Source organism: Paenibacillus turicensis (genome assembly GCF_017873435.1).
GTDB lineage: Bacteria > Bacillota > Bacilli > Paenibacillales > Paenibacillaceae > Fontibacillus > Fontibacillus turicensis.
In genome coordinates, this window is the sequence record NZ_JAGGKG010000009.1 from 159,670 (window position 1) to 184,959 (window position 25,290).

Below are 25,290 nucleotides of genomic sequence, written 5' to 3' on the forward strand. Positions count from 1 at the left end.
TTGTAGATATTTGGGGGGGATTTCATGTTCACGCGCTCAGATGACAAAATAACAACGACACAAGCGTCCATATTTTTAACGAACTCTGTTCTTGGAGCAGGTATTTTGACGTTACCAAGAGGTGTAGTGGAAATCGTAAAAACCCCAGATGTATGGTTGTCGGTTTTATTGGGTGGCCTAGTTGTACTAGGCGTAATATTCGTCATGGTGAAATTAAGTCAACAATTTCCAGGCCTTACCATTTACCAATATGCAAGATTAATTGTGGGTAAGATTCCAGGCGGCGCCTTGTGTAGTCTTCTAATCCTTTATTATTTAGTGATTGCTGCCTTTGAAGCAAGAGTATTAGTAGAGATTATGGTTTTTTTCTTACTTGAGGGCACGCCATCATGGGCGATTGTCATTCCTTTTATTTGGGTGTCAACATATTTAGTTTTTGGAGGAATCAACTCCATCGCACGTGTGTTTCAAATTATTTTTCCCATCAGCGTATTTGTACTTGTGATTGCGTATGGGTTTAGTTTTCATTTGTTTGAAATTAATAACCTACGTCCGCTTTTAAGTGAAGGTTTAGTTCCTGTAGTTAAAGGCTTGAAATCAACAATATTAATTTATAGCGGATGTGAAGTAATTATGACGCTTGTAGGGCATATGGAGTGTCCAAAGGATGCTATGAAAGCAATGACAGTTGGAATTGGAATTCCCCTGCTCATTTATTTGTCTACTGTAATTGTTGTTATTGGTGGGATGTCTGTAGACGCGGTGATGCGCAGTACTTGGCCAACCATCGATTTAATGAGGACGTTTGAAATTACAGGCTTGTTTTTTGAACGTTTTGAGTTTCCATTTTTAGTAATTTGGATTATGCAAATGTTTTGTAATTTCAGTAGTTTTTATTTCAATGCATCACTAGGTATCTCTCAGATATTTAAGGTCAGTCGAACATGGGCAATTTTAGGGGTTATCCCGGTCATATTTGTTTTTACGATGATTCCTAAACGAATTAATGATGTGTTTAATCTTGGAAATGATATAGGGTATGCCGCTATAGTCCTCTTTTTCTTAGTTCCTTGCTTGTTATCTTTAATCTATATTATTCGCAAGAAAGGATTGAAGCAGAATGTATAAATATATACCTAAATATAAACTGCTTATTATTCTAGCTACAATCGTATTTTTACTTCCAGGATGCTGGAGTAGTAAAGAAATCGAAGATTTAAGTATTTATGCAGGAATTGCAATAGATGCGGCTAGACCAACTGAATTGGAGCAAAAATTCGTAGAAAAAGGATCTAAGTCATACCAGAAAAAAGATGAGATCACACTTACAGTTCAAGTTGTTCCTGTAAAAGCGTTTGGCAGTAAAACAAAAACGGATAGTGGAAATGCAAGACAATTTAATAATGTAACAATATCAGGTAATTCAGTTCTTGAACTTATGCGTCAATATTCTATTTGGCGAGATCGGCCTGTAATTGGTCATCATTTAAAGGTGATTGTTATTTCAAATGATGCACTAAAAAAATACAAAGTAGGTGAACTTACTGATTTTATATTAAGAGACAATGATATTCGTCCTAGTGCACTTCTTTTTTTAAGTGAGGGAGATGCTAAGGAAACATTACTAACAAATAATCCTGGGGAAGTTCCAGCCTTTAAACTTCAGGACATGACGCGGAACACATTTCGGACAAACAAAATTTTGAAAGGTTTTACTTTAACTCAACTAGATGAACATGCCAACTCCAAGCAAAGCTATATACTGCAAAATATTGTTTCAGCAAATGATCATATTGAATTTTCTGGTGCGGGTATTATTAAAGGAGATACAGGATATTGGATAGGGAATTTAACCCAAGATGAAGTTGCCACTATAAACTTAATTAACGGAAATACAAAAGGAGGATTAATAAAAGCCTATAATAAGAGAGGAAAGCAAATTGTATATGAAATTAAAAATTTTAAAAGTAAAATGAGATGTACCGTAAAAGGGAATGATATCTCTTATCATGTTGAGCTTAAGTCGGATGGTCGATTAATTGAAAACTGGGATGATAAAGAAAATTTCTCTGAGATTCAAAATCAGGAGAAAGCAGAAAAGATTTTTGAGGAACACCTCCTAAAAATGATCCAATCCGTGATGAAAAAAACACAAAAGGTATATCAGGCAGATGTTATTGGTTTTCAAAAATGTCTAAGTATTAGAAATCCTAAAATGTGGAAAAAAGTGAAGGATCGTTGGGATGAGGTTTATGCAAATATTCCAGTAGATTTTGATGTGAAATTAACAATAACTGATTTTGGTGCCTCTACAGAGTAATATAGATTGATTGACATTATTTTAATAGTTCCTTAAGATTTTTGATACGGGGAAGAATATTGAATCTTCCTAAATTCATATATAATGAGGGACTTGGGATGCAAGAGGAACAACGTATTTCATTTATTAAGGAAGTTAATCATTTAAATATGGAATGTCACACTAGTATGTTGAAGGCCTTTCATCGTTTATTTGATGAAAATATAGTTGGACAGCAGGCTGTTTTATTACGTCATCTACATCTACATCATTGTTTAAATACAGGAGAGATATCTAAATTAATGGATGTCTCTCCTAGTGCTGTGAGTCAAATTTTGTCTAAATTAGAGAAGGGACAATATATTAAACGAACTATTAATCCAGACAATAGAAGAGAGACTATCATCGAATTAGACTTTAATGGAAATAAATTCATAGAAAAATCCGAAAAAATAGAAAAACTTATGATTGAGCGTGTTTATTATAAGTTGGACGAAGCAGATCTTGTGGATATGCACCGCATTCTTAACAAGCTAAAACAGATCATTGTTTCTGAGTTCTTCACTGACGAATAATACATTATATAGTATACTAAGCTAGACATGTTATGGGAAAATTTACTTAGGAGGTTGAAGAAAAGTTGAGTTCAAAAGATGGAAACTCAGGAGCGAAAAGGCTGGTTCCAGCTTTAGCGATTACCCTCTCTCTTATATTGCCGCAAGGCTTAGTTTTAGCAGATTTCACGTCTAATACGACTATAGATGAAACAAAACAATTATTAAAGGAGGCGGCTGGGGATAACACTCCACTCCATAAATTAACGAATACCCCTGATCCCTCGTTGGTCAAAGTAAGTCAAGAGGAAGCGATTGAAAAAGTTAAATCGTTATTTCCAGTCCTTAAAAATAGCAAATCACAGCTAAGCTCTATTGAATTAGGCGTAAACAATTCATATCCTGCACCTAGAAATCAAATGGTATGGACGATGAATTGGAGCTATAGTGAAAAAAATGTGACCTATGGATTTAGTAGCTCTGTTGATGCAATTACAGGCGATTTGATTCAAGGATATATCCACAACATTTATCAAAATGATGAGTTTTACCCGCCTAAGCTTAATAGAGAAGAGGCGCTAAAAAAAGCGAAGCAATTAATTGTAAAGGCAGTTTCCTCAATTGAACTGGATGATCTTCATCTTAATCATACTGGTAGTAGCTTTGATGATTCATTGTTTGGACCTATGAAATACGGCTTTACATTTGATGTATATAAAAATGGGGTTCCATCAGATGCCCAATATATCCGAATTAGTATAAGCTCAAATGGCGATTTATTAGACTTTTCTAGACCATCAGATCATTTTTATTATCCTTCTGCGACGCCTAAAATCACCTTAGAAGAGGTCAAAAAGAAGCAGGAGGAAAAGCTGAATGTCCAATTAAAATATGTTCCTGTGTTTGGCAGTAATAAAGTTAATAATTGGGTTTTGGCATGGGGTTTAGATCGGAATACTGCATTAATTTCAATTGATGCGAATAGTGGCCGAAGTTTAGATAATGAAGGGAATTTCATTTCTGATCAAGGGATTACCTATGCTTCGATAGATCAAGGGAAAACGATTTTTCAACCACGAAAATCTTCAGTAGAGCTTACTGGAGAGGAAGCGGCTAATATTGTAAAAAAAATACTCAAGGTGCCCGATGATCGCACCTTAATGACGCAATCAGTTAGAAACGATTATTGGAATAAAGATCGTAAAGTATGGAGCTTAACGTGGCAAAGTCCTGATCAAACTTCTTTAGGTGCATTGCCAGACCGAACGACAGCAGAAGTAGACGTTTTAACGGGTGAAATTATTAATTATTATTATCAGGAGTTTCCTACAATCGGCTTGGGAGTAGTAGCACCGGATATGAATAAAAAAGATGTGACAGCCAAACTTTCAGAGGAGGCATTAAAAAATAAGGCAATCGAATGGATTCAGCTGCTATATAATGATGCAAGTACAAATTTAAAGCTTGTTAATCGTAATAGTACTCATTCAACCAAAAATGAAAAGGAATTTACATATTCCTTTGAACGTTTTTATAATGACATTGTTGTTGAAGGGAATGCAGCATCGTTAGTTTTGGATGATCAGGGGAACGTGATCTCCTATAATTCTAATCATTATAATCTTTCTAAAATGCCAAAGGATCCGAAAATTAAAATATCTAAGGAAAAGGCCCAAGAGATATACGCTTCGCTTGTGCAGCAACAGCTTCAATATAAAAATTTTGGGAGTCAGATCGTAAATGGAACGTATTCGGAGCCAGACATTCGTTTAGTATATACGACAGAATTTAAAGATAAGCAAAAAAACAATACGGTTTTAGATGCAATTACAGGACAATGGACAAAGGTTTATGAAGAGTTATCGGTAAATCAAGAAGATCTGACACAGGTTAGTGATATTAAAGGCCATTGGGCTGAAAAACAGCTTAAGATACTGTTAGCGTATAATCTGTTAGATATTAAGGAGGGGATGGTGCAACCAAACGAGGTTTTGACTCAAGGTCAATGGTTGTCAATCATTGCAAAAGCAGTTAATCCTTATTATCAAAGCTATGGTAGCATTATAAATAATCAAAACCAAGATATAGCTGGCATCTCACCAGAGCATGAATATTATGCTCTAGCAAGCTTTGCACTGGAACGTCAGTGGATTTCTGATAAAGAGGTTCTGAATTTAAACGAAGCTCTTACAAGAGAAAAGCTAGCTGTACAGTTAGCTTCAATTTTGAAATATAATAAAATCGCTAAATTTATGGAGAACGACACTACTGTAGCTAAGCTACGAGATATATCACAGATTAAGCATCGTGGTGAAGTTGCATTGGTAATGAAATTAGGACTTTTAAAGCCAACCAATGAACGGTTTAATGGTAAGGCCAAGGTGACTAGAGCGGAAGCTGCTGCAGTTATTATGAGAATGGTGGAATTACAAGGGAAAATTGATAGTAAGCTTACAGATCGATAATGTGTACTACTGTTTATACAACAAGCGCTTGGTATTGGGTATCCGACAGGATACTCTTTTTTTTATAAATTCTACGATTATGAAAGAGCATTATGCGTTATACTTGTAAAGACATCAACTGAGAAGGAAGGCTACGAAACATGAATCTAGGTAAAAAAAACCGTCTCGCTATTATTTTAGCGTTACTATTTCTTGTGTATGCAATTGGCTTTGCACTGTATTTTAAAGGGCGTGGCGGTACAATTCCGATGTGGTTTATTGGAACGTTACTGCTTGGACCTATTATTATTTTTGTAAGAGGCTTAATTAGCTTCCTGACTCAAATGAAGATACGCAATAAGGTTGTTTGTGCAAATTGTGGTGAAACGATTCACAAAAAATCACCTTATTTGATTCAATGTCCAAGCTGTCATCAAAATCTATATGTTAAAAATGAGAAAACCGAAGAGAATGAAGTAAATGAACAAAATAAATCTATAGGAAGCTGATTATGAGATTACGATCACTGACTTTTCTAATGGTATTGCTCCTCACGGGGTGTGTTTTTACAGAACAAGATACAGCTAGAAATACAGCAAAGGATCATAATATTAATTATAATACCGACACGCCTTCTTCACCTACTGAGTCTAACCAACCACAAAAAGACCCCATCCAGGACAAGCTAAAGGAGCTTTCTGTTTCTGAAAAGGTTGGCCAGCTTATTATGGCTGGAATAGATGGGACAGAGGTTGATGAAGCTGCGAAGGAGCTAATACGTAGCTATAACGTGGGTGGTTTTATTTTCTATAGTACTAATATTAAAAAAGAGAACGAAGCTGTTCAGCTATTAAATGATCTAAAGCAACTCAACGCACAACAGAAATCAGGTGTTCCTCTCTTTATGAGTGTCGATGAAGAGGGAGGAAAAGTATCACGGATGCCCTCGACGCTTAAAAAAATCCCATCTGCTAAAAAAGTAGGGGATACGAAAAACGAACAGCTTGCTACCCAGATTGGTAAAGTGATTGGTGATCAGCTACAGTCGTTTGGACTTAATATGGACTATGCACCTGTACTTGATGTAAATAGTAACCCCAAAAACCCTGTCATTGGTGATCGGGCTTATGGAAATGAGATCAACATTGTTAGTCAGATGGGGATTGCAGTGATGAAAGGGTTGCAGCAAAGAAATGTTATTCCAGTCGTCAAGCATTTTCCAGGGCATGGAGATACTTCAGTAGATTCTCATATTGGGTTACCGATTGTAAAGCATAATATAGAACGATTAAGACAGCTTGAGTTGGTGCCTTTTAAGCAAGCTATTGCTAAGGGGGCTGACGCGGTGATGATTGCGCATATTCTAATGCCTCAGATAGACAATAGTGCTCCTGCTTCATTTTCATCCATCATTATTCATGATCTGCTTCGAGCAGAGTTAGGCTTTACAGGTGTCGTAATTTCCGACGATATGACGATGGGAGCGATTACGGAGCATTATGATATGGGCGAAGCTACTGTTAAATTTATCCAAGCTGGTGGTAACGTAGTGTTAATTGGACATGGAATGGAAAATATCCAAAGTGTTGCAAAAGCACTTACAGATGCAGTCCAGCAAGGTGAGATTACACCCAAAATGCTTGATGAACGGGTAACTCAAGTTTTACAGCTTAAACAAAAATATAAGCTTACTGATCATCAGCAGGCAATAGGACCAGATGTAAAGCAGATTAATGAGCGAATTGCCGAGCTCCTAAAGCAGTTTTAGCATTGATCATTATGAACTGCAGATGGGATGTATAAGAAGGTGTCAAGTGGAATTCGCTTACCAGCGATCACAGTGACACCTTCTTCTTCTAATAGCTGACCCTGCATAAAAGTATACTCATCATTTTTAATAGCTATTTCCCCTTGCTTATTAACAACGCGGTGCCAAGGTAAATTATATTTTTGACTCATACTATGTAAAATTCGTACAACTTGTCTAGCGGCTCTAGGACTTCCCGCCGCCTTGGCAATTTCCCCATAGGTTGTAACCTTACCGACAGGAATACCTTGAATGATTGCAACTACTCTACTTGTAAATGGTGTCATATCTATCACTCTCCGTTTAATAAAGCTTATAATAGAAACCTAGTACTTAACCGCGAGAAGAAGCTGGGAGCTACGATTCAGAGAGTTCTTGCGATTGTTGTTAAAATCAAATTCCTCTATTTAAGTATATTTAAGGGTGGAATTTGATTTTAAGAGACAACCTTCAGAATCTCTCTGTCTCTTCGCTAGTTTGGGTTTGTGGTCAAGCACTAATTTCAAGATTCAACCTTAATGATACGATCGTTCATTAGAAAGATAAAAGATAAGTTAATTGTAATACACAATTACCAATGTTCATATACAGCTAAAAATACAATTAACTAAATAACAAATTACAGAAATATAGTAACTATATGTACAGCAATACGTTGTATACTATAACGAATTTATTTCTTGGAGGACAACTACAACATGCAAAAATGGAGGGAACTTGGCTATCCTGCTAAATTGTATTTATATCTCTTTTTATTTATCGCGACGATGATTGGACTAAAGATCGTAAGTGAGACAAGGTTACCGGGTGTAAGTAAACCACCTTATTTATTTTTAATCTGGAACACATTTTTAGCATGGATTCCTGCTATTTTGAGTATTATTCTTGATGCACTAAGCTTGATTAAATTAAAAGCAACACGTATGATAAGTATGATCTCTTTTGGAATAATTTGGTTGTTGTTTTATCCTAATGCTACCTATTTAATTACGGATATGTTGCATCCTTTTGTAAGGTATCCTACTGACACAAGCCGATTTTGGATGGAGATTCCTTTTTGGAATCATTTATTTATTTTGTTTTATGTAGCTCTGTTAGGATTAATATTAGGGATCATCTCTTTAGTGTCGGTACACCTTATCGTGGAGCGTTTATATGGTAAAGTAGTGGGCTGGTGTTTTGCAGTTATTGTGCTTGGGCTTAGCAGCTTCGGGGTATACTTGGGAAGATTCTTAAGATGGAATAGCTGGGATGTATTTCATCGTCCTCTATATGTATTAGAGGAAACATTGACCTATTTTTTAAACAAACCTAATTTATTGCACACGCTTGCTTTTTGTAAATGGATGTTCCTGATCACCTTTGTATCTTATACGTTATGCTGGTTATTTGGTAAATGGACAGGGGGAGTAGGCATTGGAAAAGGTTCTAAAGCAACTTAGATCCGCATTTCCGCACATTATTGGTGAGCAAGTCATATTACGCAAATTAGAAGAGGATGACACCTCATTATTGTCACATTATATGTTAGATGATAGAGTTCGAAAATTTATTAATTTTAGAGAAGGTGTGTTGCGTACACCGTCAAAGCTATTTCACTATTTCGAAGAAAGCTATGAGCGACTTAGAGATGTTCATTTTGCCGTTACTCTTCCGTTATCTTCAAAGCAATTTAATGTGGATCATCACGAACAGGTGGTAGGAGATTCTGTGATTGGGCTCTGTTCATTACAATTTTTGGACAAGATCACTAAACAAGCGAAGCTGGGCTATTTTATTGCGCCACAATTTTGGAATAAAGGTTATGCAACAGAAGCTGCAAAGCTAGTGTTGTCCTTCGGCTTTTCCGCATTAAACTTAGGTATGATCGAGGCAAGGTGCCAGGTTGGGAATGTAGCCTCAGAAAGTGTACTAAAGAAGTGTGGAATGGTTAAGGCGATGGAAGGTAAAACGGAGTCAAATATTAAATACCATTTATGGAGAACCCATGCGATAAGCTTATAACCACAATGTTAACATTTGTTACACAAATGAAATATTGCTGTGATCTGTCTCTAACAGTGACAGGGTAAACTTATCACATGACCCCCTTTTGAATAGATTATTTTTTAGAACCCTACGGAACGGACGTGAAAGGGTTCTCTTTTTTTGCCCTATAACTTAAAAATGGATTAAAGCGGAACTTCAATTTTTTGCTTTTGTTTATAATATACAAAATGGCTAAAGCCGATTTCCTTCAGGCGATCCGCCACCTGTTGCCATTCATCCCCTACACGGCTTGGTTTATGTGCGTCTGATCCAAATGTAACATTTACCCCGAAATTCAACGCACGTTCTAATATCTCATCGGAAGGATACCAGCCACCACTCAGTTTTGTTTTGCCTGATGTATTGATTTCAATGGCGACATCATGCTTAGCAATACTTTCAAGCGCATCATCAATGGCTTCATTGGCAGGAATTTCAGAAAAAGCAGGGTAATTCCCCTTCATCGCATCAATATGCCCTAATATTTGAAACATGCCACTCTCCGCAGATTGCTTAATCAAGGCGTAATAATCCTTTTTGTGAGCAATCTTTTGCTCAGTAGAGAGGTTATTCCATCTTGTTTTGTTAAAGATACTAACGTCCCTCACAAAATGTACAGAACCAATCACATAATCAAAAGGGTACTGGCTTAGTGTACTGTGATATATTTGAGCATGTTTTGGAAAAAAGTCGCTTTCGATACCAAGTAAAACCTCGATTTTTCCAGCATACTCTTCCTTAAGTGCAAGCACCTCCTGCACATAATGAGCAAATTCTCCCTTAGCCATCGTAATGTGTGGAAAAGGTTGTTCTTCTTGACTTCCAAAGTAAGGGGTATGGTCACTAATGCCAATGACCGATAATCCTGCGGCAATCCCAGCCTCAATATAATCACGAATGTTCCCGTCTGCATGACCACAGCGGAAGTGGTGTGTATGAAGATCAAATTTCAAGGTGATGTCTCCCTTCTAACATTTTATTCTCGTGTAAAGTGATCCTCTGGCATGCCCTTTAAATCTGCAAGAAATTGCTGCATCGCTGAATTTACGTAACGACTAGCCTTATAGATCACACCAACAGGATGAGTAACAGCAAGCTCAGGAATAGGTACAATCTTTAACGTATTTTGCCGTAGCTCACGTAAAATCGATTGCCTTGAAATGATAGCCACCCCAAGGTTGATCTCAACCATTCTTTTTACCTCTTCACTACTGGATAATTCCATGACGATATGAGGTTCGATGTTGTGGCGTACAAACAATTCATCTGTGAAACGTCTGCCTACAGTATCAGGAGATAACATAATTATCGGCACATCTTTAAGACTATCTAACGTTGGCTCCGTTTCTTTAGCTAAAGGGTGTAGCGGAGATACTGCTAGATCAAACGTATCGTAATATAAAACAGAGGAGAGTACCTGCGGATTGTTTTCAATTAAATACCCAATTCCGATATCGACAAGTCCTTGCTCTACATTTTGATAAATTAATGATGAAGGCATCGATTGAATGGTAGTTTTAATTAATGGAAACTGATCCTGAAAATAAGATAAGATACGGGGCAAAATTTGGATGGCAATCGATGTCGTTGTGCCTAATACAATGTGACCTTGTGGTGTTTGCTCCATATCAGACAATTTCAGCCGTAATTGATCAACAATATCAAGCATACGCTCTGCATGTTCGAGAAAAACCTGACCACGATCTGTAAGTGTGACGGGTTGGTTGCGATCCACAAGTACAGTCTTGAACTCATCCTCTAGACTTTTAATTTGTGCTGACACAGCAGGTTGCGTTAAGTTTAGCAGTTCGCCAGCCTTCCGAAAACTCTTCGTTTTTGAAATGGTAATTAGCGTTTCCAATTGACTCATATTCATCTAAACCCCTCCTTTCTTTTCCTATATATAAATTTACCCGAGCAAGCTGTGATTTCATTCATTATAGGTGATTCCACCTTAAAAACGCAATGATGCGCCCTTTTACAAATTTGTAATCTTACATTTTTAATGACTTGTGTATAGGAATAAAGTATAATAATGGTTAGCCAAAACATGGGACTTTTGTAATGAATAAGTTACTTCCTAGTGCGAAGGGGGCAAGATAATGAAAGTAGAAGTTATTAATCCATTTCTCCAGTCAGCATGCTCTGTAATTGAACAAGTTGTTCAGGTTTCTCCCTCAACCGGAAGTCCTGGCTTGAAGGAGATCGTTCCGATACAAGATCACATCTGGATACAGATTGGCATGACAGGTCATTTTAGCGGTATGGTTACATTTGGTCTAGAGGAAGCCGTTGCATTACGCATCGTGTCCGCCATGATGGGGGGCTTTGTGTTAACTGAAATGGACGAGATGGGGCAAAGTGCAATTTCAGAGCTAGGAAATATGATTAGTGGTAATGCAAGCACGTTATTATCTAACCAAGGGATCGTTGTCGATATTACACCACCACAAGTCATTAAGAGCTCTGCTGCGCAAGGACTTAGTCCTCGTAAAGCATTGTGTGTACCATTGTTAATGGATGGCATTGGTGAGTTAGATATTCAAGTCATGGTCTCCTAATAAGCTATATGGTAAAATTAATCTTACGAGTTTGCCAATGAGCGTAACTAGGAGGTTGATTTATACATGTCACTACAATCCAAAGTGGTTGTAATTACAGGGGCGTCCAGTGGGATTGGGGCCGTTACTGCTAAATTGCTGTCAGAAGAAGGCGCGACTGTCATCTTAACAGCCCGATCTTTAAGCAAGCTTGAGGCGGTTGGGTCTCAATTACAAGGTCTACATAAAATTTTTCAACTAGATGTAACTAACGATGAGCAGGTAGCTTCTGTTTTTTCTCAAATATACGAACAATTTGGACGAGTTGATGTGTTGATAAATAATGCAGGTTATGGTGTATTTGAGTACTGCGAGCAGACTTCAATGGATGAATATGAAGACATGATGGACGTCAATTATTTAGGTCTTGTTCGTTGCACTAAGGCTGTTTTGCCATATATGAAAGCAACACGCAATGGTGTAATTGTAAATGTAGCTTCCATTGCTGGAAAAATTGGGACTGCAAAATCAACTTCCTACACTGCAACAAAACATGCAGTTTTAGGGTTTACCAATGCCCTCAGACAAGAGGTGCGATCTTATGGAATTAGTGTGAGTAGCATTAATCCAGGACCGATTGATACTCCATTTTTTGAGCTTGCAGATCCAAGTGGACATTACGTGAATAATGTGAAATGGATGATGTTAAAGCCTGAGGTGGTTGCTAAAGCGATTGTAAAGGCTGCTAGAACTGGGAAACCCGAGACAAACATGCCTAGGCTTGCAAGTATCGGAACCAAGCTGTATCAGCTATTTCCACGGATTGCAGATGCAGTAAGTTATCGCATGTTAAACAAAAAATAGTAAAATATTTTGGTGAATGACACATATTAACTTTATACATGTGTGGCATCTTTAGATGAAAACAGACCTGGCCTCTATGCTCTTTAGCCAAATCTGTTTTCTTTTTATTTGGTTTCTCTCTATGAAGTGTCATATACTATACTTAAGCTAAAAATTTTGACCACAGAGGATGAATACAATGACATTAACCACTTTTGCAGGCTTAGGTATAAGCAATGTATTAGTAGACAAGCTTGCAGATTACGGGATAACAACACCTTCTCAGGTACAAGCAGAGAGTATTCCTGCTGCACTTGAAGGTAAAGATATACTTGCTCAATCTCAGACAGGGACAGGAAAAACGCTTGCCTATTTATTACCGTTGCTTCAACGTATCAACCCAGAGGAAAAAGGCTTGCAGGCTATTATTTTGGCACCTACGCAAGAGCTAGCGATGCAAATTCAGCGTGAGGCTGAAAATTACGGCGAGCCACTTGGCATTTCGTCACAACCCTTAATTGGAGGGGCGGCGATTAAAAGACAATTGGAGAAGCTACGTCTACACCCACACCTTGTTGTCGGAACGCCTGGACGAATAAGGGAAATCGTAGCGTTACGCAAGCTTAAGCTACACACCGTAAAAATGATCGTGGTAGACGAGGTGGATCAAATGTTCCAGCTTGGGGGCAAAGCCGAGCTAGAGCATATTTTGCGTGGTACGCTAAAAGAACGTCAGCTATTATTTTTATCTGCAACGATCAATGACGAAATTTTACAACTTGCCCAACGTCAAATGCAAAATTTGGTTCAGATTGGTATTGAGCCTGAGACAAAAACGGCGGCAACTTTAACACATTTGTATATCACATGTGATGGGCGTGACAAGGTGGACTATGTACGTAGACTTGTGCGTCAATCTAACACAAAACGTGTTATCGTATTTGTGAATCATGTTGATCGAATTGCTGAAGTAGAAGCGAAGCTTAACTATGTCAATCTGGAAGCGGGTGGATTGTATGGTGATGCAGATAAAACGGTACGAAGCTTAACCTTACGTCGTTTCCGTGAAGGGAAAATTGAAGTATTAGTTGCCAGCGATATTGCGTCAAGAGGGCTGGATATAGAGGAGCTAGAGCTTGTCATTAATTTTGATCCTCCGATTGATAGTGATCATTATGTTCATCGCTCTGGTCGGACAGGTCGAATGGGGCGGAAAGGGACGGTGATTTCCCTCGTCACACCACAAGAGCAATTTATTATGAATAAGTTTGCTAAAGAGCTAGACATTGAAATTGCTGCACGTCAATTGTTTGATGGGAAACTGTTAGAAGCTGGAGAACACCAACGTAAATCATCAGCCAATACCAGCTCTATATCCACTCCTAAGTCCAAGCCTAAGGCGAAAACTGAGCCTAAGAAAAAAGGAAGTAACATGCAAAGTCAGCCGACGAATAAACGTAAAAGCAAAAAGGAGCTTGAATTAGAGCGGAAAAATAAAGGAGCTCCAAGATGGTTAAAGGATAAAAAATAAAGGAGGAAGCAGCATTGAGTGAAACTCCTGTACTTGAAATAAAGCAATTAACAGGTGGATATAGCATCGGCAAGCCTGTCTTACATGATGTGACCTTTGATGTGAAGCCAGGGGAAATGGTGGGCTTGATCGGTTTAAATGGAGCTGGTAAAAGCACCACGATGAAGCATGTGTTAGGTCTGATGACTCCTCATCAAGGCAATATTTTAATCCAAGGTAGCACTAAAAATGAAGCACCAGATCAATATCAGTCCTCGTTAGCTTTTGTACCTGAATCTCCACTTTTGTATGAGGAGTTGACCGTTCGGGAGCATTTAGAATTTGCAGCACGTGCGTATGGAATTGATCAACAAGCCTATAAGCAAAGAGCAGAGGAGCTATTAAAGCTATTTCGTATGGAGGAAAAGGCAGATAGCTTGTCGATGCATTTGTCCAAAGGGATGAAGCAAAAGGTGATGATTATGTGTGCTTTTGTTGCTCGCCCGCCTTTGTATATTATTGATGAGCCATTTTTGGGACTGGATCCCCTTGGTATTCGTTCATTATTAGAATTTATGAAGCGAATTCGGGATGAAGGCGCCTCTATTTTGCTAAGCTCACATATTTTATCTACGATTGAAGGATATTGTGATCGCTTTATCGTGTTGCATCGCGGGGCTGTAATAGCACAAGGAACGCTTGAAAATATCGGGGAGCAAACAGGAATGCGTGGAGCTACATTAGAAAACATGTTTTATGCCCTCGTTAAGGATGGGGAATAGATATGGAGCTTAAAGCACTTTATCAAAAACGTAAGCACGCCTTTTGGGGCAAAGTGCTTCCCTTTTTTCCTTATGTGATGCAAAGCGGTGTGGCTGTGCTGCTACTAATCAGCTTAATTACATTTTCAGCATGGTACACCACCTTTTTAACTCATTTTCCTGCAGACTTTCCAGTTCGCTTTATTGTATTTTTTACGCTGGCTTTATTTATTGCACATGTTAGCTTTCGTACTTATTTACGTGAAGCAGATGTTGTATTGTTGATGCCTCAAGAAAGTATAATGAATCAGTATTTGAGACCTACCTTTATTCGTGGCATTGTGTATAAGCTAGTGGGATTATTTTTAATTGTCTTTATTTTGTGGCCGATGGTGATTATTAGTAAAATTGACATGTTGCCAATCTGGCTGTTGCTACTTTTACTTACTGTTTTAAAATGTGTGAGTGGCTACGGCTACTGGCAAGAAATCAATACAATCTCCCAAACCACAAGAAGATTACTTAAACTGATGCGTTTTAGTGTGCTAATCCTTATTTTAGGTGTATGGCTTTGGCAACCAATTTGGAAAAGTGTTATTTTCTCACTTTTGGTTATCGCAACCTATTTAGTTGTATTGCGTATTCCGATGAAACATCGGTTAGCATGGGAAAATCTGATTGCGATCGAGAAGGCATCCGCTTCAAGGGTGATGCTTGTGCTGAGCTGGTTTGTAGATGTCCAAGCTGAAGGGCAAAAGATCGTACATCGTGTCTGGCTCTCCAGCATAGGGCAACATCTTCCTTGGAAAAAGGAATTGTCTTACAAATATTTATTGCAAAAAACGTTGATTCGTAGTGAATTGCTAGCGATCGTCATTCGCTTAGGGATATTAGGTGCCTTTTTAGTTGGCTGGAGTGGAGGAAGTTGGCTTGGGCTTGCTGTGTATCTATTGTTTATTTTCTTAATTGGGGCACAGCTAACCTCCTTACGCCAAGTACATGAGGATTCGCCTGCGGTACAATATTATCCCATCCCAGAAGGGGTGCGGAAAAATACAGTAATCAGTGTGATTATATCCTTTTTATGCGTGATCAGCCTTATCATGTGGTTGCCAATGTTATTTGTTCCAGTAGGGGAACTGACAATTAAACTGGCTGCACTTGGTTTGGGATTTATATTCATTGTTGCTCTTCGTGTTACTTGGATTCGAAAGTGGAGAGAGGAAGAGGAGTAACGGTAGATCAATCATGTGGTAAACGTTGAAGTAGGTGACTGGAGCTGTCTTATAGACAGCCCCAGTCACCTTTTTTGGTATAACCCTTACTGGATCAGTAATGAATTATACAAATGCGCGGCTAACGATAACTAAGAGGATAAACAATACGAGAATAACCCCTGTGCTAGTAAAAAGACCAGCAGCACCATAACCTCTGTTTTCTTCAATTGCTCCCATGTACTTATTCCCCTCTCTGTGTGAAGAATTGTTATATTACAATCGTAGTTTATGTCAGAACGCCTTTAGATGATTGGGCAGATATCCTCATGAGACAATTAAGTTTGTTTTAATTTTTAACTTTAGAAAAATAAAGGGGAGGGGCTTCATGGCTTTATGAGGTCATTTTCAGCGTTCGATGTTTTGTTTGCTATAGACCTGATTGTTTAGTGTTATGAAGTGTGGAAAGAAATGGAGGCGGATTCCGTTTAAATTAAAGAAGGGTAAATAGAAGTTATTTTAATGAATGAAAACATTTATATCATTGTCTAAATTTGACAAAAAATAATATATATCCTAGCATATTAGTATATTGTAAAATAATCTCTTTTATAATAATAAATGGAAAGAAGGTGTGTCTAGTAATTCATATAGAGAGATTGTTTGCAATAATACTATTTTTCTAGGAGGAAATAAGAATGAAAGTCAAAAAAATGTTAGCAGTGTTAGTTACATTATGTATGGCATTTATTTTAGTTACTCCCATCAGTGCCTCAGCACAAGAAAATGATAAAACAATCAAAATTGAGTATGGTGTAGATTATGAGAATAAAGAGACAGGTGAATATTTTAGATGGAAGGATGTTCCTTCAGAATTTTCCTTAATGGGATCTGTTGCTAAGTCATTTGAGTTTAATATTCGTTATTCAGTAGAATCTACTAGTTTTAAGATTGATAGCTCATCTGTGAAGGTGAAGGCTTCGGCGCATGTTGAAAATTATAACGGAACTAGAGTGAGTGGATATTCAGGTCATAAATATACAGTTGAATTATTTAAAGGATTTACTACTAAATCAGTACAAATGAAATTGGGTAAAACTGAATCTGGAACGATTTCAGGTTTATCTAAGGGTAGTAATTATAAATTGAGAGTTGTGAATAATGATAGACTGGGAGATAATCATTATTTAGTTGGATCAGGGACTATAACTAATAATTAATAAATAATTGAATAAGCTTTAAACAAAGTATTTAGGAGAGATTTATTATTTTTATTAGTCTCTCCTCTATGTTTTTATTATTTTTACTACTAGGATGTGTTTTAAAGCACTAAATTCCAGGTTTTATTACACACCCTACCTATGTGTGAGGTCAAATGAGAAATATAAAAGTTTTAATCGAAATTTTATATCAAAGGTTTCTTGTGAATTGGAATAAGTATTTAGTAATGATTTTTACACTTGCACTTACAATTTCTTTTTTGATTCTAACTGGACATGAAATTTATAATAGTGCATCCAAATTTGAAAGCTTAAGTCTTGCTAAAAGGACTTATGTCACTAGGATTTCTTCCTCAAATACTATAAAAGCTTTAGATACGATACTGCAAGATTGGGTGAAAAAGGAGATTGAGACAGCTAATAAAGTATCACTATATGAAAAAGGAAATATATATGGGAATTATATTGTATATTTTTCAGGTAACTATTCTTTTTTAAATCCTCAATCCATCGAATCAAGTATTTTAAAAGGTAGACCTTTTAATTCAACTGAGTTAGAGAATGGAGAACAAGTAATTATCTTAAACCAAGATGATTATTTAACATATTATAGAAATTTCGACCTAGGAGATGAAATTCCTATTTTTAATACGAACTTTAAATTTATTGGGATTAGCAAATATGAAACTGTATTTCCTTATAATACAATTCAAAAGTTATCACAAACTAACAACGAATTATCTGTTAATGAAATTTGGATAACGACAGTAAAACCGTTAATAAACAGTGAAATTACAAGTATGATTAAACATGCATCCAATATTGTTCAAGATACTGAATATGAGATTAGTTCTAATTTTTCTTCAATACTCACTGCGAAAATAGAAAATGTTACTGGCAGTGTTATCATTGCGTTAATTATATGCATAATCTCTATAGTTAATATAATCTTTAACGTAAAAATATTAATATTAACAAATAAAAATACAGCAATTATATATGTAAGCTTGGGCTATACACGAGCTAATACAATCGCTTCTTTAATATCAGAAATTGTTTTGATGCTCATTGTATCAGTAAGCATTGCACTAGCTATTTCAAATTATTTATCTCCAGTAATTAAAGATCTAACAATGATTTAAAGGGGACATAATGAAACGAATATATGAATTTTTAGTGTTGTATATTAATCAGAGTGAAAAAAAGTATATTTATCATCTACTTCAGTTTGTGGTGGTACTTATTCTTCTTCATGTAGTGTTATATCATTTATTTGAAATTAAGCACTTAAAACAAACAATAGAAGATACTAACGCGGAGCAACTTTTTCAAGGATATTATTACATCGAGGATAAAGATCATATTTCAACTGAAATGGAACAATTACAACGAAAATTACCAAAAGGAGTTAACATTATTACGCCAAATAAACAGTTTGCCTACACTAACGAAAGGAATGGAGGGAAGCAAATTACAATTAATTTTATGAATTTGGATGAAATAACGCAGTTCAAATATCAAACTACTAAGGGCTCATATTTTAGTAGTAAATGGGACAATGATTACATATATCAAGCGATAATTCCTAGTGAATTAAATAGTAAATATAAATTGGGACAAGCATACAAAATTCCTGTTGAAAAAAATTTAAAACCATTAAAAGAGATAACGATCAAAGTAATTGGTGTTCGTGAATATAATTACATTTTAGATTTAGCCTATAGTCCTAATATCCAAAATCGAGATCATACCATTTTGGTTTTTGATCATTTCCAAGATACAATTCCATTATTTTATGTTAATAGTAGTAATAAAATTACAGTTACGTTTCAAAGTGAAGTAGATGATTCTAGTATGCTATCTGAGCTACTTACCCCTACAGGGTTATTTGATATTCGAAGTATCGAAGAAAATATAAATAACTCAGCCAAAGTGTCTCATCATGATTTTTCTATTAACATAACCTCTTTGATTGTATTGTTACTTCTTATAATCGTATCATTGGGAAGCTTCTATTATCTTGAGTTTTATAATAAAAAGGGACAATATTATATTTATTTAAGCTATGGCATAACTCGAATTTTTTTGGTTCGTGCTTTATTGTGCTTGAATTTTATAGTTTGTATCGGTGCCTTTATTATAGGAGAAATGGTGTGGGCTTTCTTACGATATGTAGGCGATTTTTCTTTTTTATTTAGCCATACCTTTATTACATTTAGTTTGAGCCTATTTATTATGACTTGTCTGACCTTGTTAAATTACTATTATTTTCACAAAGCTAGACAATATTTTTAAGTACAAAATAAGGAGTTATATTTGTGAAAAAATCACTAGTACATTTAGAAAATTTGGGTAAACAATATGATGAATACGGGTTTGCTTTAAAAAATATAACAATGCAGGTTGAACAGGGAGAGATGGTAGCCATTATTGGTGAATCTGGATCTGGAAAAAGCACCTTATTAAACATTATTGGTGGTGCATTGGAGCAGGATAAAGGAACTTATTTGTTTCAGGGTAAAGCTTTAAATGAACTATCTGATGCGCAAATTTCAACCGTTAAAAATAAGGAAATCGGATATATATGGCAGGATTTTGGATTGATTGAGAATTTGTCAGTATTTCAAAATGTTAAGTTACCCCTATTGTTTAATAAGGATGTGCCTATGGAGCAGATCGAACAATTAGTACGAAAAGTGTTAACCAAAGTGCAATTAAATCAATATATTAGCAAAAAAGTTAAAAGACTTTCTGGTGGTGAAAAACAACGTGTTGCGATCGCGCGTGCGATTGTTAATCGTCCGCAGTTAATTATTGCTGATGAACCCACTGCGGCACTGGATTCTGTAACAACTATAAAAATAATGGAATTGTTAAAAACAATTAATAAGACAAATAAAACTTCTTTTGTAATTGCCACTCATAATAGGGAAGTAGCAGCGATGTGTGATCGTGTGATAGAGTTAAAGGACGGGGAAATTGTAAAAGAGATTACTAACTAAAAGCAGGAGGTTTTATTACATGACTGTACTTTGGGAAAATATAATTTTAACATCTGTTGCATTAGTAGTTTTTGTAGTCTTAGCTGTACTCGTAGTTAAAGGTTTGTTACGTATTTTTAAAACTAGAAAATAAAGTATAGTAAAAAAGGTTTATATTGAAATTATTAAGGAGGCTATCTAGGCAATGAATGTTAATAATTTATTCAAAAAGCTAGGGGCACTCATATTTTACATTATAGCGTTAGCTATCTTAGTTTTTACAGGTTATATCGTAATCGTGGCGGGTTATAATACAGATATTATGAAATATTTGCTGTTGTTAGGGTTTGGTTATATTGTTAGTATTTTTATAGGAAAGCAGTTTCATAAATGGATGGCTACTGAGACAAAAGAACAGATAAGAGCAGTGAGGCTTGGGTTACTAAGCTATTTTATATATTATATTGTGTTGCTCTATTTCTTTTTGTTTAAAGGTGGGCCTACTTGGGAATATGATTCTTGGTCTGACTATATGAAGGACAACACTAACCTAGTTCCATTCAAAACAATAATTAACTACATTAACGAGTTGATAAGTCACAATATAAATGTAGGTACTGTCCTTCAAAACCTACTTGGAAATTTAATATTGTTTATGCCGATGGCTTTGTTCGCTATTTTGCTTTTACCTAAAGGGACTAGCAAGCTTAAAAAATATGTAGGCTTTGTCCTTCTTATTGTAGCTGTAGAGCTGATCCAGGGGATAACAAGAACAGGATTTTGTGATATCGATGATCTTATACTTAATACTGTTGGTTTTATTATAGCTGATGTGTGCTTTAGTTATATTTTGAATAAGCTTAGAACACATTCGGTTAAGTTTAAAAACTTTTCGCATTAAAGACATAAACAAAAACCGGCCTTTTAGTTTTTAGCTATAAATAGGAGGATTATACTTGATGGCTGCATCAGCTTTTAGATTATTGATTGTCTGTATATTTGGATCTTTGCTTATATCGGGCTGTAGCACAGAAAAGGCTCTAAATACCTCAGAGCCGAGTACCCAAAAAAATCAAGTAAACATAGTAGATAAAAATAAAGAACAACCTTCTTCACCCAAAAGTAAGGAACCTGAGTCACAAGTATTACTAGATAACTCAACAAAAGAAGGCAAAGAGATTACCAAAACTAACTTTAAACCACAAGTTGCTGTTAATTTAGAACAGTATAAAGAAAGTTTTTTTAATGATGAGATTATTAATATGTTAAATAGCACGCTTAAAGCGGTTATCGATCAAAATAAAGAGAACTTTAATAAATATATACATGAAGGTAATTCACTTGATTCACTCTTTTTTAGCGAAGAAAAAAACAAATATATGTTTTATGATGTTGAATTCATTCAAAAGCTTATTATTGATGATCGTGTAAGAATTAATGTATTAATTCGATATGCAGAAAAGTCTTCAGATAATGTCATTAGTAATACAAGTGTTATGTTTACATTCACTAAAAACAAAGAAGGGCAATGGGGAATTGCAAATATAGATTAAAAATAAAACCTGAATGACTAAGAAACTCTAAATTAGATTTTCGTAATCTTTCAGGTTTTTCTATAGCCTTATTTCTTCAACAGATCAAGCACACCTTGATAGATCAGGCTATATAACTCTTCGAGATCCTCTTCCTCAATACAGGAAAAAGCGATCCGTAAGTCATATTCTCCTAAAGCGATTGTTCCGATTCCGTATTGTTCCAGCAAATGCTGACGCAAATCTTCTGACTTCACATGCTTTAATTTTAAGCACATGAAATAACCGGAGTTAAAGGGGTAGTAGTCCCATACTTTAATATAATCCTCATTATCTAAAATCGCTTTGACTTTATTTGCACGGCGTTTCATCGTAATGAATTTCTCTTCCCTTTGAGCTGCAAAATCTGGTGATTGCAACGCATGTAATACAAAGGTTTGAGAAGGATGGGAACAACTTGAAACTGTGGCACGAATAATTCCAGTTGTTTTATTTTCTAATGCTTCTACAACTGCTTTATCATTACAAGCATAGGTGATGAAGCCTACACGAAAGCCCCATACATATTCTTCTTTTGTTGCACCATCTACTTTAATCGGTAAAATACGCGGATGTAAACCTGCTAATTTACCAAATAATGATTCGCAAATGGTATCCTCAAAAAAGAGTCCAAAATAAGCATCGTCCGTAACGGCGACAACATTAATTCCCGCTTCAGCGGCTTCAAGTAGGGCAGCTACAATTTCATTGGCCTCACGATCCCCAGGGGTGTAGCCTGTAGGGTTATTTGGAAAGTTCAAAAGGACGATCGCTTTTCCTTTTTCTTGTTGTGCAAGCAAGGCTTCACGTAACCCTGCACTATTAAATTTCATTTCATCTGTAAATAATGGGTAATTGACAATTGTACCATGACCACGTACAGCATATGTTAATTCGTAGTTTTCCCAGTTTTTATCTGGGAAAATAACGACATCACCTTCATTCAGAAATAAATCTGCAACAATACTTAAGCCGTGTGTTAGTGCATTTGTAACGATAGGGTGGCTGAAAGCTTTACCTTCGAGAGATGGGTTTTCAGTTAGCATTTTCTCGCGCCATAACTTGCGAAGAGCAGGCTTACCCGCGGGGGGGGCATAAGGATATAAATCATTTGGGTGATAAGCAGATAATGTTTCCTGAATCGCATTAAGGTACATTGCTGTACCGTTTTCTGTGGCAATCCCTATCGTAGCATTAAATTTTGTTGCTTTAGCACCTGCTTCAGCAGACTGATTAAGAATGCCCTCTTTAGGAAAGTAAATTTCTTTTCCGATTGTAGACAACATATCATATACATGGATATTGCTGGATTTCAGATTATGATTCATCTGCTCCGCAAGTGGGTTCATTCAAAACTCATCCTCTCGATGTGAGTTGTACTAGGCGACAACCATTATATTGCCTAACATTATATCATCTTGATCTATCGTCGTCACTCTCTACATCAACAGAAATGGATACTTTATAGAATAAATATTGAAAAGTTACTTTTGGTAAAACGTACAAATGAGTATAATATGGATAACAAGTCTGGACTCTACTTACGGAGGGATAAAAATATGCTTCACCTGTCACCGTCTTCATTTGTACTTAAACCTGCATTTGCCAAAATTGTTTGTGAGCCGACATGGAGATGGCGCAAGCGAGAAAAGGCATTAGATAACTATGATCTTTTTTATGTATGGAGTGGTGAGGGCACTGTTGTGCTAAATGGCCAATCTTTTTCTGTTGGCAAAGGAAGCTGTTTTTTATTTCGTAAAGGCGATCATACGACTGCAACCCATAACCCGCAAAAGCCGTTAGTGCTAACCTATATCCATTTTGATGTCACTGAACCAGTGACTGAGGTGCCTAGTCCTTATCGAGTTTTGGAGGATACGCTGGACTTCGAATATATGCTGTCACGTTATGTTCGCTTATTTCTTATCCAAGCGTATGCTGCAGAGGAAGAGGCTCGCCTGATTTTGAAGCAGCTGCTCATTTCCTTACTGAGAGAAGAACGCCAACCACAGGTTGAAAAAAAGGTGAGTAACCAGCTTGCAGAGGTCATTCATGAAATTTCTAATTATGTTGTTCAGCATCCTGGATTACCGCATAAGGTTGAGGATTTAGCAGCAAGAGCGGGATTGTCCCCAAGATATTTTTCAATTAAATTTAAAGAAATCATCGGTATGTCTGTCCAATCGTACATTATAAAATCTAGAATTGATCGTGCGCAGCATTTGTTGTTACATGCGGGAATGAATGTTACCGAAGTTGCAGATGCGTTAGGCTATCGGGATATTTTCTTTTTTAGTCGTCAATTTAAACAATACACAGGAAAAAGCCCATCAGAAATTAGATAAATGAATTAAAATGAATTATAAAATTTCAAACTAGACTACGGTCTAGTTTTTTTATAGACCTGAGGTTGAAGCTGAACTAAGTTTAATGGAGTATACTGAATTTATACATAAGGCTTACACAAATAGGGGGAATAAAATGAATTCTTTAAAAACGCTAGGTGTTTCATTGCTAGCTTCTACACTATTGTTATCAGGTTGCAGTGACCAGCTAGAGGATAATTTAAAAGAGGTAGCGAGTGGTGCGCAAAATGCCGTCCATCAGGTTGGAGATTTAATTGAAGACACTGGAGCAGATTGGAGTAAGGATATGAGAAGTCAAGGTGTATTAACTGAACTAAATCGAACTCAGCCGATAAATAATGCAACAACATTGAACATTAATCATCCAATAGGGAACATTACGATTGAGCCTTCTTCCAAAAGTGGGGAAATTAAGGTGGAGGCAAAGTTATGGGTAAGCAAAAGTGAGGCAGAAAAGGAGAAAATAAAGCAAATTTTTGAGCAAGCAGAGATATCACTTGTACCTGATCAAGAGACATTAACTTTATTGATCCATCCTCATGGTAACCAAGATGAAAATCTATGGGACTGGGCGCAAAAGCAGTATAAGACTTCCAAATTGCTTGTTGATTATACTATTTATGTACCTGAGCAGGTTACAGCGTATCAAATCCATAGCAATGTCGGCAATATTACAATGAGTAAACTACAAGGTTCCTTACAGCTACAGGCTGATGTTGGTGAAATTCAGATTCAGGAAGTTCAAATCGCAGGTGATTCCTCTATTATTGTGAATACAGGTCAGCTCGATATGAGTATTAATGAACAATCTAATTTTAGCAGCTTAAGTGCGATGGTGGAGCTAGGAAATCTTATTGCAAAGGTTCCATCTACCTTACCTTCTGAAGTAGAGGCGACTACCGAGCTAGGGGAGTTAACAGGAATAGATAATGAGGGAGTTAAGCTTAACGGCGGAGGACCTCCGATCACACTGAGAACTTCTGTGGGTAACATTACAGTTAGTCACTAAAATTAAGTAAAAATTAAAAACCCAAGCTATGTACAAAATTGGAATCAAGGGACTGACCCCTTTATGTGAGACAGGGATCAAAACACCTTACAAGTTTAAGCAGCCAGACGCCGGTAATTCACTGGCGACTGGTTATTTAGTTT

The 25,290-nt window shown here is 36.4% G+C and carries 26 protein-coding genes; 21 read left to right on the top strand and 5 right to left on the bottom strand.

From position 1 onward, the window contains the following. Positions 1-24: 24 nt before the first annotated feature. The 6 genes from J2Z32_RS11320 to nagZ all read left to right on the top strand — a co-directional run bounded on the left by J2Z32_RS11320 (position 25) and on the right by nagZ (position 7,065). The gene (locus J2Z32_RS11320; RefSeq protein ID WP_210089265.1) at positions 25-1,128 is read left to right on the top strand and encodes a GerAB/ArcD/ProY family transporter; all 1,104 of its coding nucleotides are present in this window, start codon (positions 25-27) and stop codon (positions 1,126-1,128) included. Next, positions 1,121-2,320 (top strand): Ger(x)C family spore germination protein, encoded by a 1,200-nt coding sequence (locus J2Z32_RS11325; RefSeq protein WP_210089266.1) that lies wholly within the window; start codon positions 1,121-1,123, stop codon positions 2,318-2,320. Before J2Z32_RS11320 ends, J2Z32_RS11325 begins: the two co-directional genes overlap by 8 nt. A 98-nt stretch (positions 2,321-2,418) precedes the next feature. Next, positions 2,419-2,874, top strand: coding sequence for a MarR family winged helix-turn-helix transcriptional regulator (locus tag J2Z32_RS11330; protein ID WP_210089267.1), 456 nt, complete (start codon positions 2,419-2,421; stop codon positions 2,872-2,874). Between the two features lie 65 nt (positions 2,875-2,939). Beyond that, on the top strand, positions 2,940-5,318 hold the full coding sequence (locus tag J2Z32_RS11335; protein ID WP_210089268.1) for a YcdB/YcdC domain-containing protein: 2,379 nt from the start codon (positions 2,940-2,942) through the stop codon (positions 5,316-5,318). Between the two features lie 140 nt (positions 5,319-5,458). After that, positions 5,459-5,806 (top strand): hypothetical protein, encoded by a 348-nt coding sequence (locus J2Z32_RS11340; RefSeq protein WP_210089269.1) that lies wholly within the window; start codon positions 5,459-5,461, stop codon positions 5,804-5,806. Between the two features lie 2 nt (positions 5,807-5,808). Continuing rightward, complete coding sequence (gene nagZ / locus J2Z32_RS11345; RefSeq protein ID WP_210089270.1) at positions 5,809-7,065, top strand: beta-N-acetylhexosaminidase; 1,257 nt, start codon at positions 5,809-5,811, stop codon at positions 7,063-7,065. Here the strand turns inward: nagZ and J2Z32_RS11350 are convergent. Next, a complete protein-coding gene (locus J2Z32_RS11350; RefSeq protein WP_210089271.1) occupies positions 7,062-7,391 on the bottom strand; it encodes an MGMT family protein in 330 nt (109 codons plus the stop codon). The genes nagZ and J2Z32_RS11350 overlap by 4 nt on opposite strands. 411 nt (positions 7,392-7,802) lie before the next feature. Here J2Z32_RS11350 and J2Z32_RS11355 point away from each other — a divergent pair, with 411 nt between their 5' ends. After that, positions 7,803-8,546, top strand: coding sequence for a DUF1361 domain-containing protein (locus tag J2Z32_RS11355; RefSeq protein WP_210089272.1), 744 nt, complete (start codon positions 7,803-7,805; stop codon positions 8,544-8,546). Further along, positions 8,521-9,108, top strand: a complete 588-nt coding sequence (locus tag J2Z32_RS11360) for a GNAT family N-acetyltransferase (RefSeq protein ID WP_210089273.1) — start codon at positions 8,521-8,523, stop codon at positions 9,106-9,108. The genes J2Z32_RS11355 and J2Z32_RS11360 overlap by 26 nt, the downstream gene beginning before the upstream one ends. Before the next feature lie 167 nt (positions 9,109-9,275). Here the strand turns inward: J2Z32_RS11360 and J2Z32_RS11365 are convergent, their stop codons facing one another. Further along, complete coding sequence (locus J2Z32_RS11365; protein WP_210089274.1) at positions 9,276-10,085, bottom strand: histidinol-phosphatase; 810 nt, start codon at positions 10,083-10,085, stop codon at positions 9,276-9,278. Between the two features lie 23 nt (positions 10,086-10,108). Continuing rightward, positions 10,109-11,008 carry a LysR family transcriptional regulator gene (locus tag J2Z32_RS11370; protein WP_210089275.1) on the bottom strand — a complete coding sequence of 300 codons (900 nt, stop codon included), beginning with the start codon at positions 11,006-11,008 and terminating at the stop codon, positions 10,109-10,111. 226 nt (positions 11,009-11,234) lie between these two features. Between J2Z32_RS11370 and J2Z32_RS11375 the strand changes: the two genes are divergently transcribed. The 5 genes from J2Z32_RS11375 to J2Z32_RS11395 all read left to right on the top strand — a co-directional run bounded on the left by J2Z32_RS11375 (position 11,235) and on the right by J2Z32_RS11395 (position 16,021). Then, positions 11,235-11,693 (top strand): chemotaxis protein CheX, encoded by a 459-nt coding sequence (locus J2Z32_RS11375; RefSeq protein ID WP_210089276.1) that lies wholly within the window; start codon positions 11,235-11,237, stop codon positions 11,691-11,693. A 66-nt stretch (positions 11,694-11,759) separates the two neighbouring features. After that, entirely contained in the window at positions 11,760-12,536 is a 777-nt protein-coding gene (locus tag J2Z32_RS11380) for an SDR family NAD(P)-dependent oxidoreductase (protein WP_210089277.1), read from the top strand. A 178-nt stretch (positions 12,537-12,714) separates the two neighbouring features. Further along, entirely contained in the window at positions 12,715-14,046 is a 1,332-nt protein-coding gene (locus J2Z32_RS11385) for a DEAD/DEAH box helicase (protein ID WP_210089278.1), read from the top strand. Between the two features lie 14 nt (positions 14,047-14,060). Beyond that, positions 14,061-14,807 (top strand): ABC transporter ATP-binding protein, encoded by a 747-nt coding sequence (locus J2Z32_RS11390; protein ID WP_210089279.1) that lies wholly within the window; start codon positions 14,061-14,063, stop codon positions 14,805-14,807. A gap of 2 nt (positions 14,808-14,809) precedes the next feature. Continuing rightward, on the top strand, positions 14,810-16,021 hold the full coding sequence (locus J2Z32_RS11395) for an ABC transporter permease (protein WP_210089280.1): 1,212 nt from the start codon (positions 14,810-14,812) through the stop codon (positions 16,019-16,021). Between the two features lie 105 nt (positions 16,022-16,126). Here J2Z32_RS11395 and J2Z32_RS11400 read toward each other — a convergent pair whose 3' ends face one another. Next, the gene (locus tag J2Z32_RS11400; RefSeq protein WP_210089281.1) at positions 16,127-16,240 is read right to left on the bottom strand and encodes a YjcZ family sporulation protein; all 114 of its coding nucleotides are present in this window, start codon (positions 16,238-16,240) and stop codon (positions 16,127-16,129) included. A gap of 458 nt (positions 16,241-16,698) precedes the next feature. Here J2Z32_RS11400 and J2Z32_RS11405 point away from each other — a divergent pair, with 458 nt between their 5' ends. The 6 genes from J2Z32_RS11405 (at position 16,699) to J2Z32_RS11430 (ending at position 21,754) form a co-directional block, all read left to right on the top strand. Then, positions 16,699-17,220 (top strand): hypothetical protein, encoded by a 522-nt coding sequence (locus J2Z32_RS11405; RefSeq protein ID WP_210089282.1) that lies wholly within the window; start codon positions 16,699-16,701, stop codon positions 17,218-17,220. A 155-nt stretch (positions 17,221-17,375) separates the two neighbouring features. Further along, on the top strand, positions 17,376-18,362 hold the full coding sequence (locus J2Z32_RS11410) for an ABC transporter permease (RefSeq protein WP_210089283.1): 987 nt from the start codon (positions 17,376-17,378) through the stop codon (positions 18,360-18,362). 10 nt (positions 18,363-18,372) lie between these two features. After that, a complete protein-coding gene (locus J2Z32_RS11415) occupies positions 18,373-19,515 on the top strand; it encodes a hypothetical protein (RefSeq protein WP_210089284.1) in 1,143 nt (380 codons plus the stop codon). Between the two features lie 23 nt (positions 19,516-19,538). Then, the gene (locus tag J2Z32_RS11420) at positions 19,539-20,222 is read left to right on the top strand and encodes an ABC transporter ATP-binding protein (RefSeq protein WP_210089285.1); all 684 of its coding nucleotides are present in this window, start codon (positions 19,539-19,541) and stop codon (positions 20,220-20,222) included. A 184-nt stretch (positions 20,223-20,406) separates the two neighbouring features. Continuing rightward, a complete protein-coding gene (locus J2Z32_RS11425) occupies positions 20,407-21,102 on the top strand; it encodes a VanZ family protein (protein WP_210089286.1) in 696 nt (231 codons plus the stop codon). 58 nt (positions 21,103-21,160) lie between these two features. Then, the gene (locus tag J2Z32_RS11430) at positions 21,161-21,754 is read left to right on the top strand and encodes a hypothetical protein (protein WP_210089287.1); all 594 of its coding nucleotides are present in this window, start codon (positions 21,161-21,163) and stop codon (positions 21,752-21,754) included. Positions 21,755-21,822: 68 nt separating this feature from the next. On the opposite strand, the gene J2Z32_RS11435 is transcribed toward J2Z32_RS11430, so the two are convergent. Then, complete coding sequence (locus J2Z32_RS11435) at positions 21,823-23,121, bottom strand: aminotransferase class I/II-fold pyridoxal phosphate-dependent enzyme (RefSeq protein ID WP_210089288.1); 1,299 nt, start codon at positions 23,119-23,121, stop codon at positions 21,823-21,825. A gap of 210 nt (positions 23,122-23,331) precedes the next feature. Between J2Z32_RS11435 and J2Z32_RS11440 the strand changes: the two genes are divergently transcribed. Next, positions 23,332-24,117: a helix-turn-helix domain-containing protein gene (locus J2Z32_RS11440; protein WP_210089289.1), complete on the top strand. Its 786-nt coding sequence runs from the start codon at positions 23,332-23,334 to the stop codon at positions 24,115-24,117. A gap of 136 nt (positions 24,118-24,253) precedes the next feature. Continuing rightward, positions 24,254-25,147: a DUF4097 family beta strand repeat-containing protein gene (locus J2Z32_RS11445; protein WP_210089290.1), complete on the top strand. Its 894-nt coding sequence runs from the start codon at positions 24,254-24,256 to the stop codon at positions 25,145-25,147. Positions 25,148-25,290: the final 143 nt, after the last annotated feature.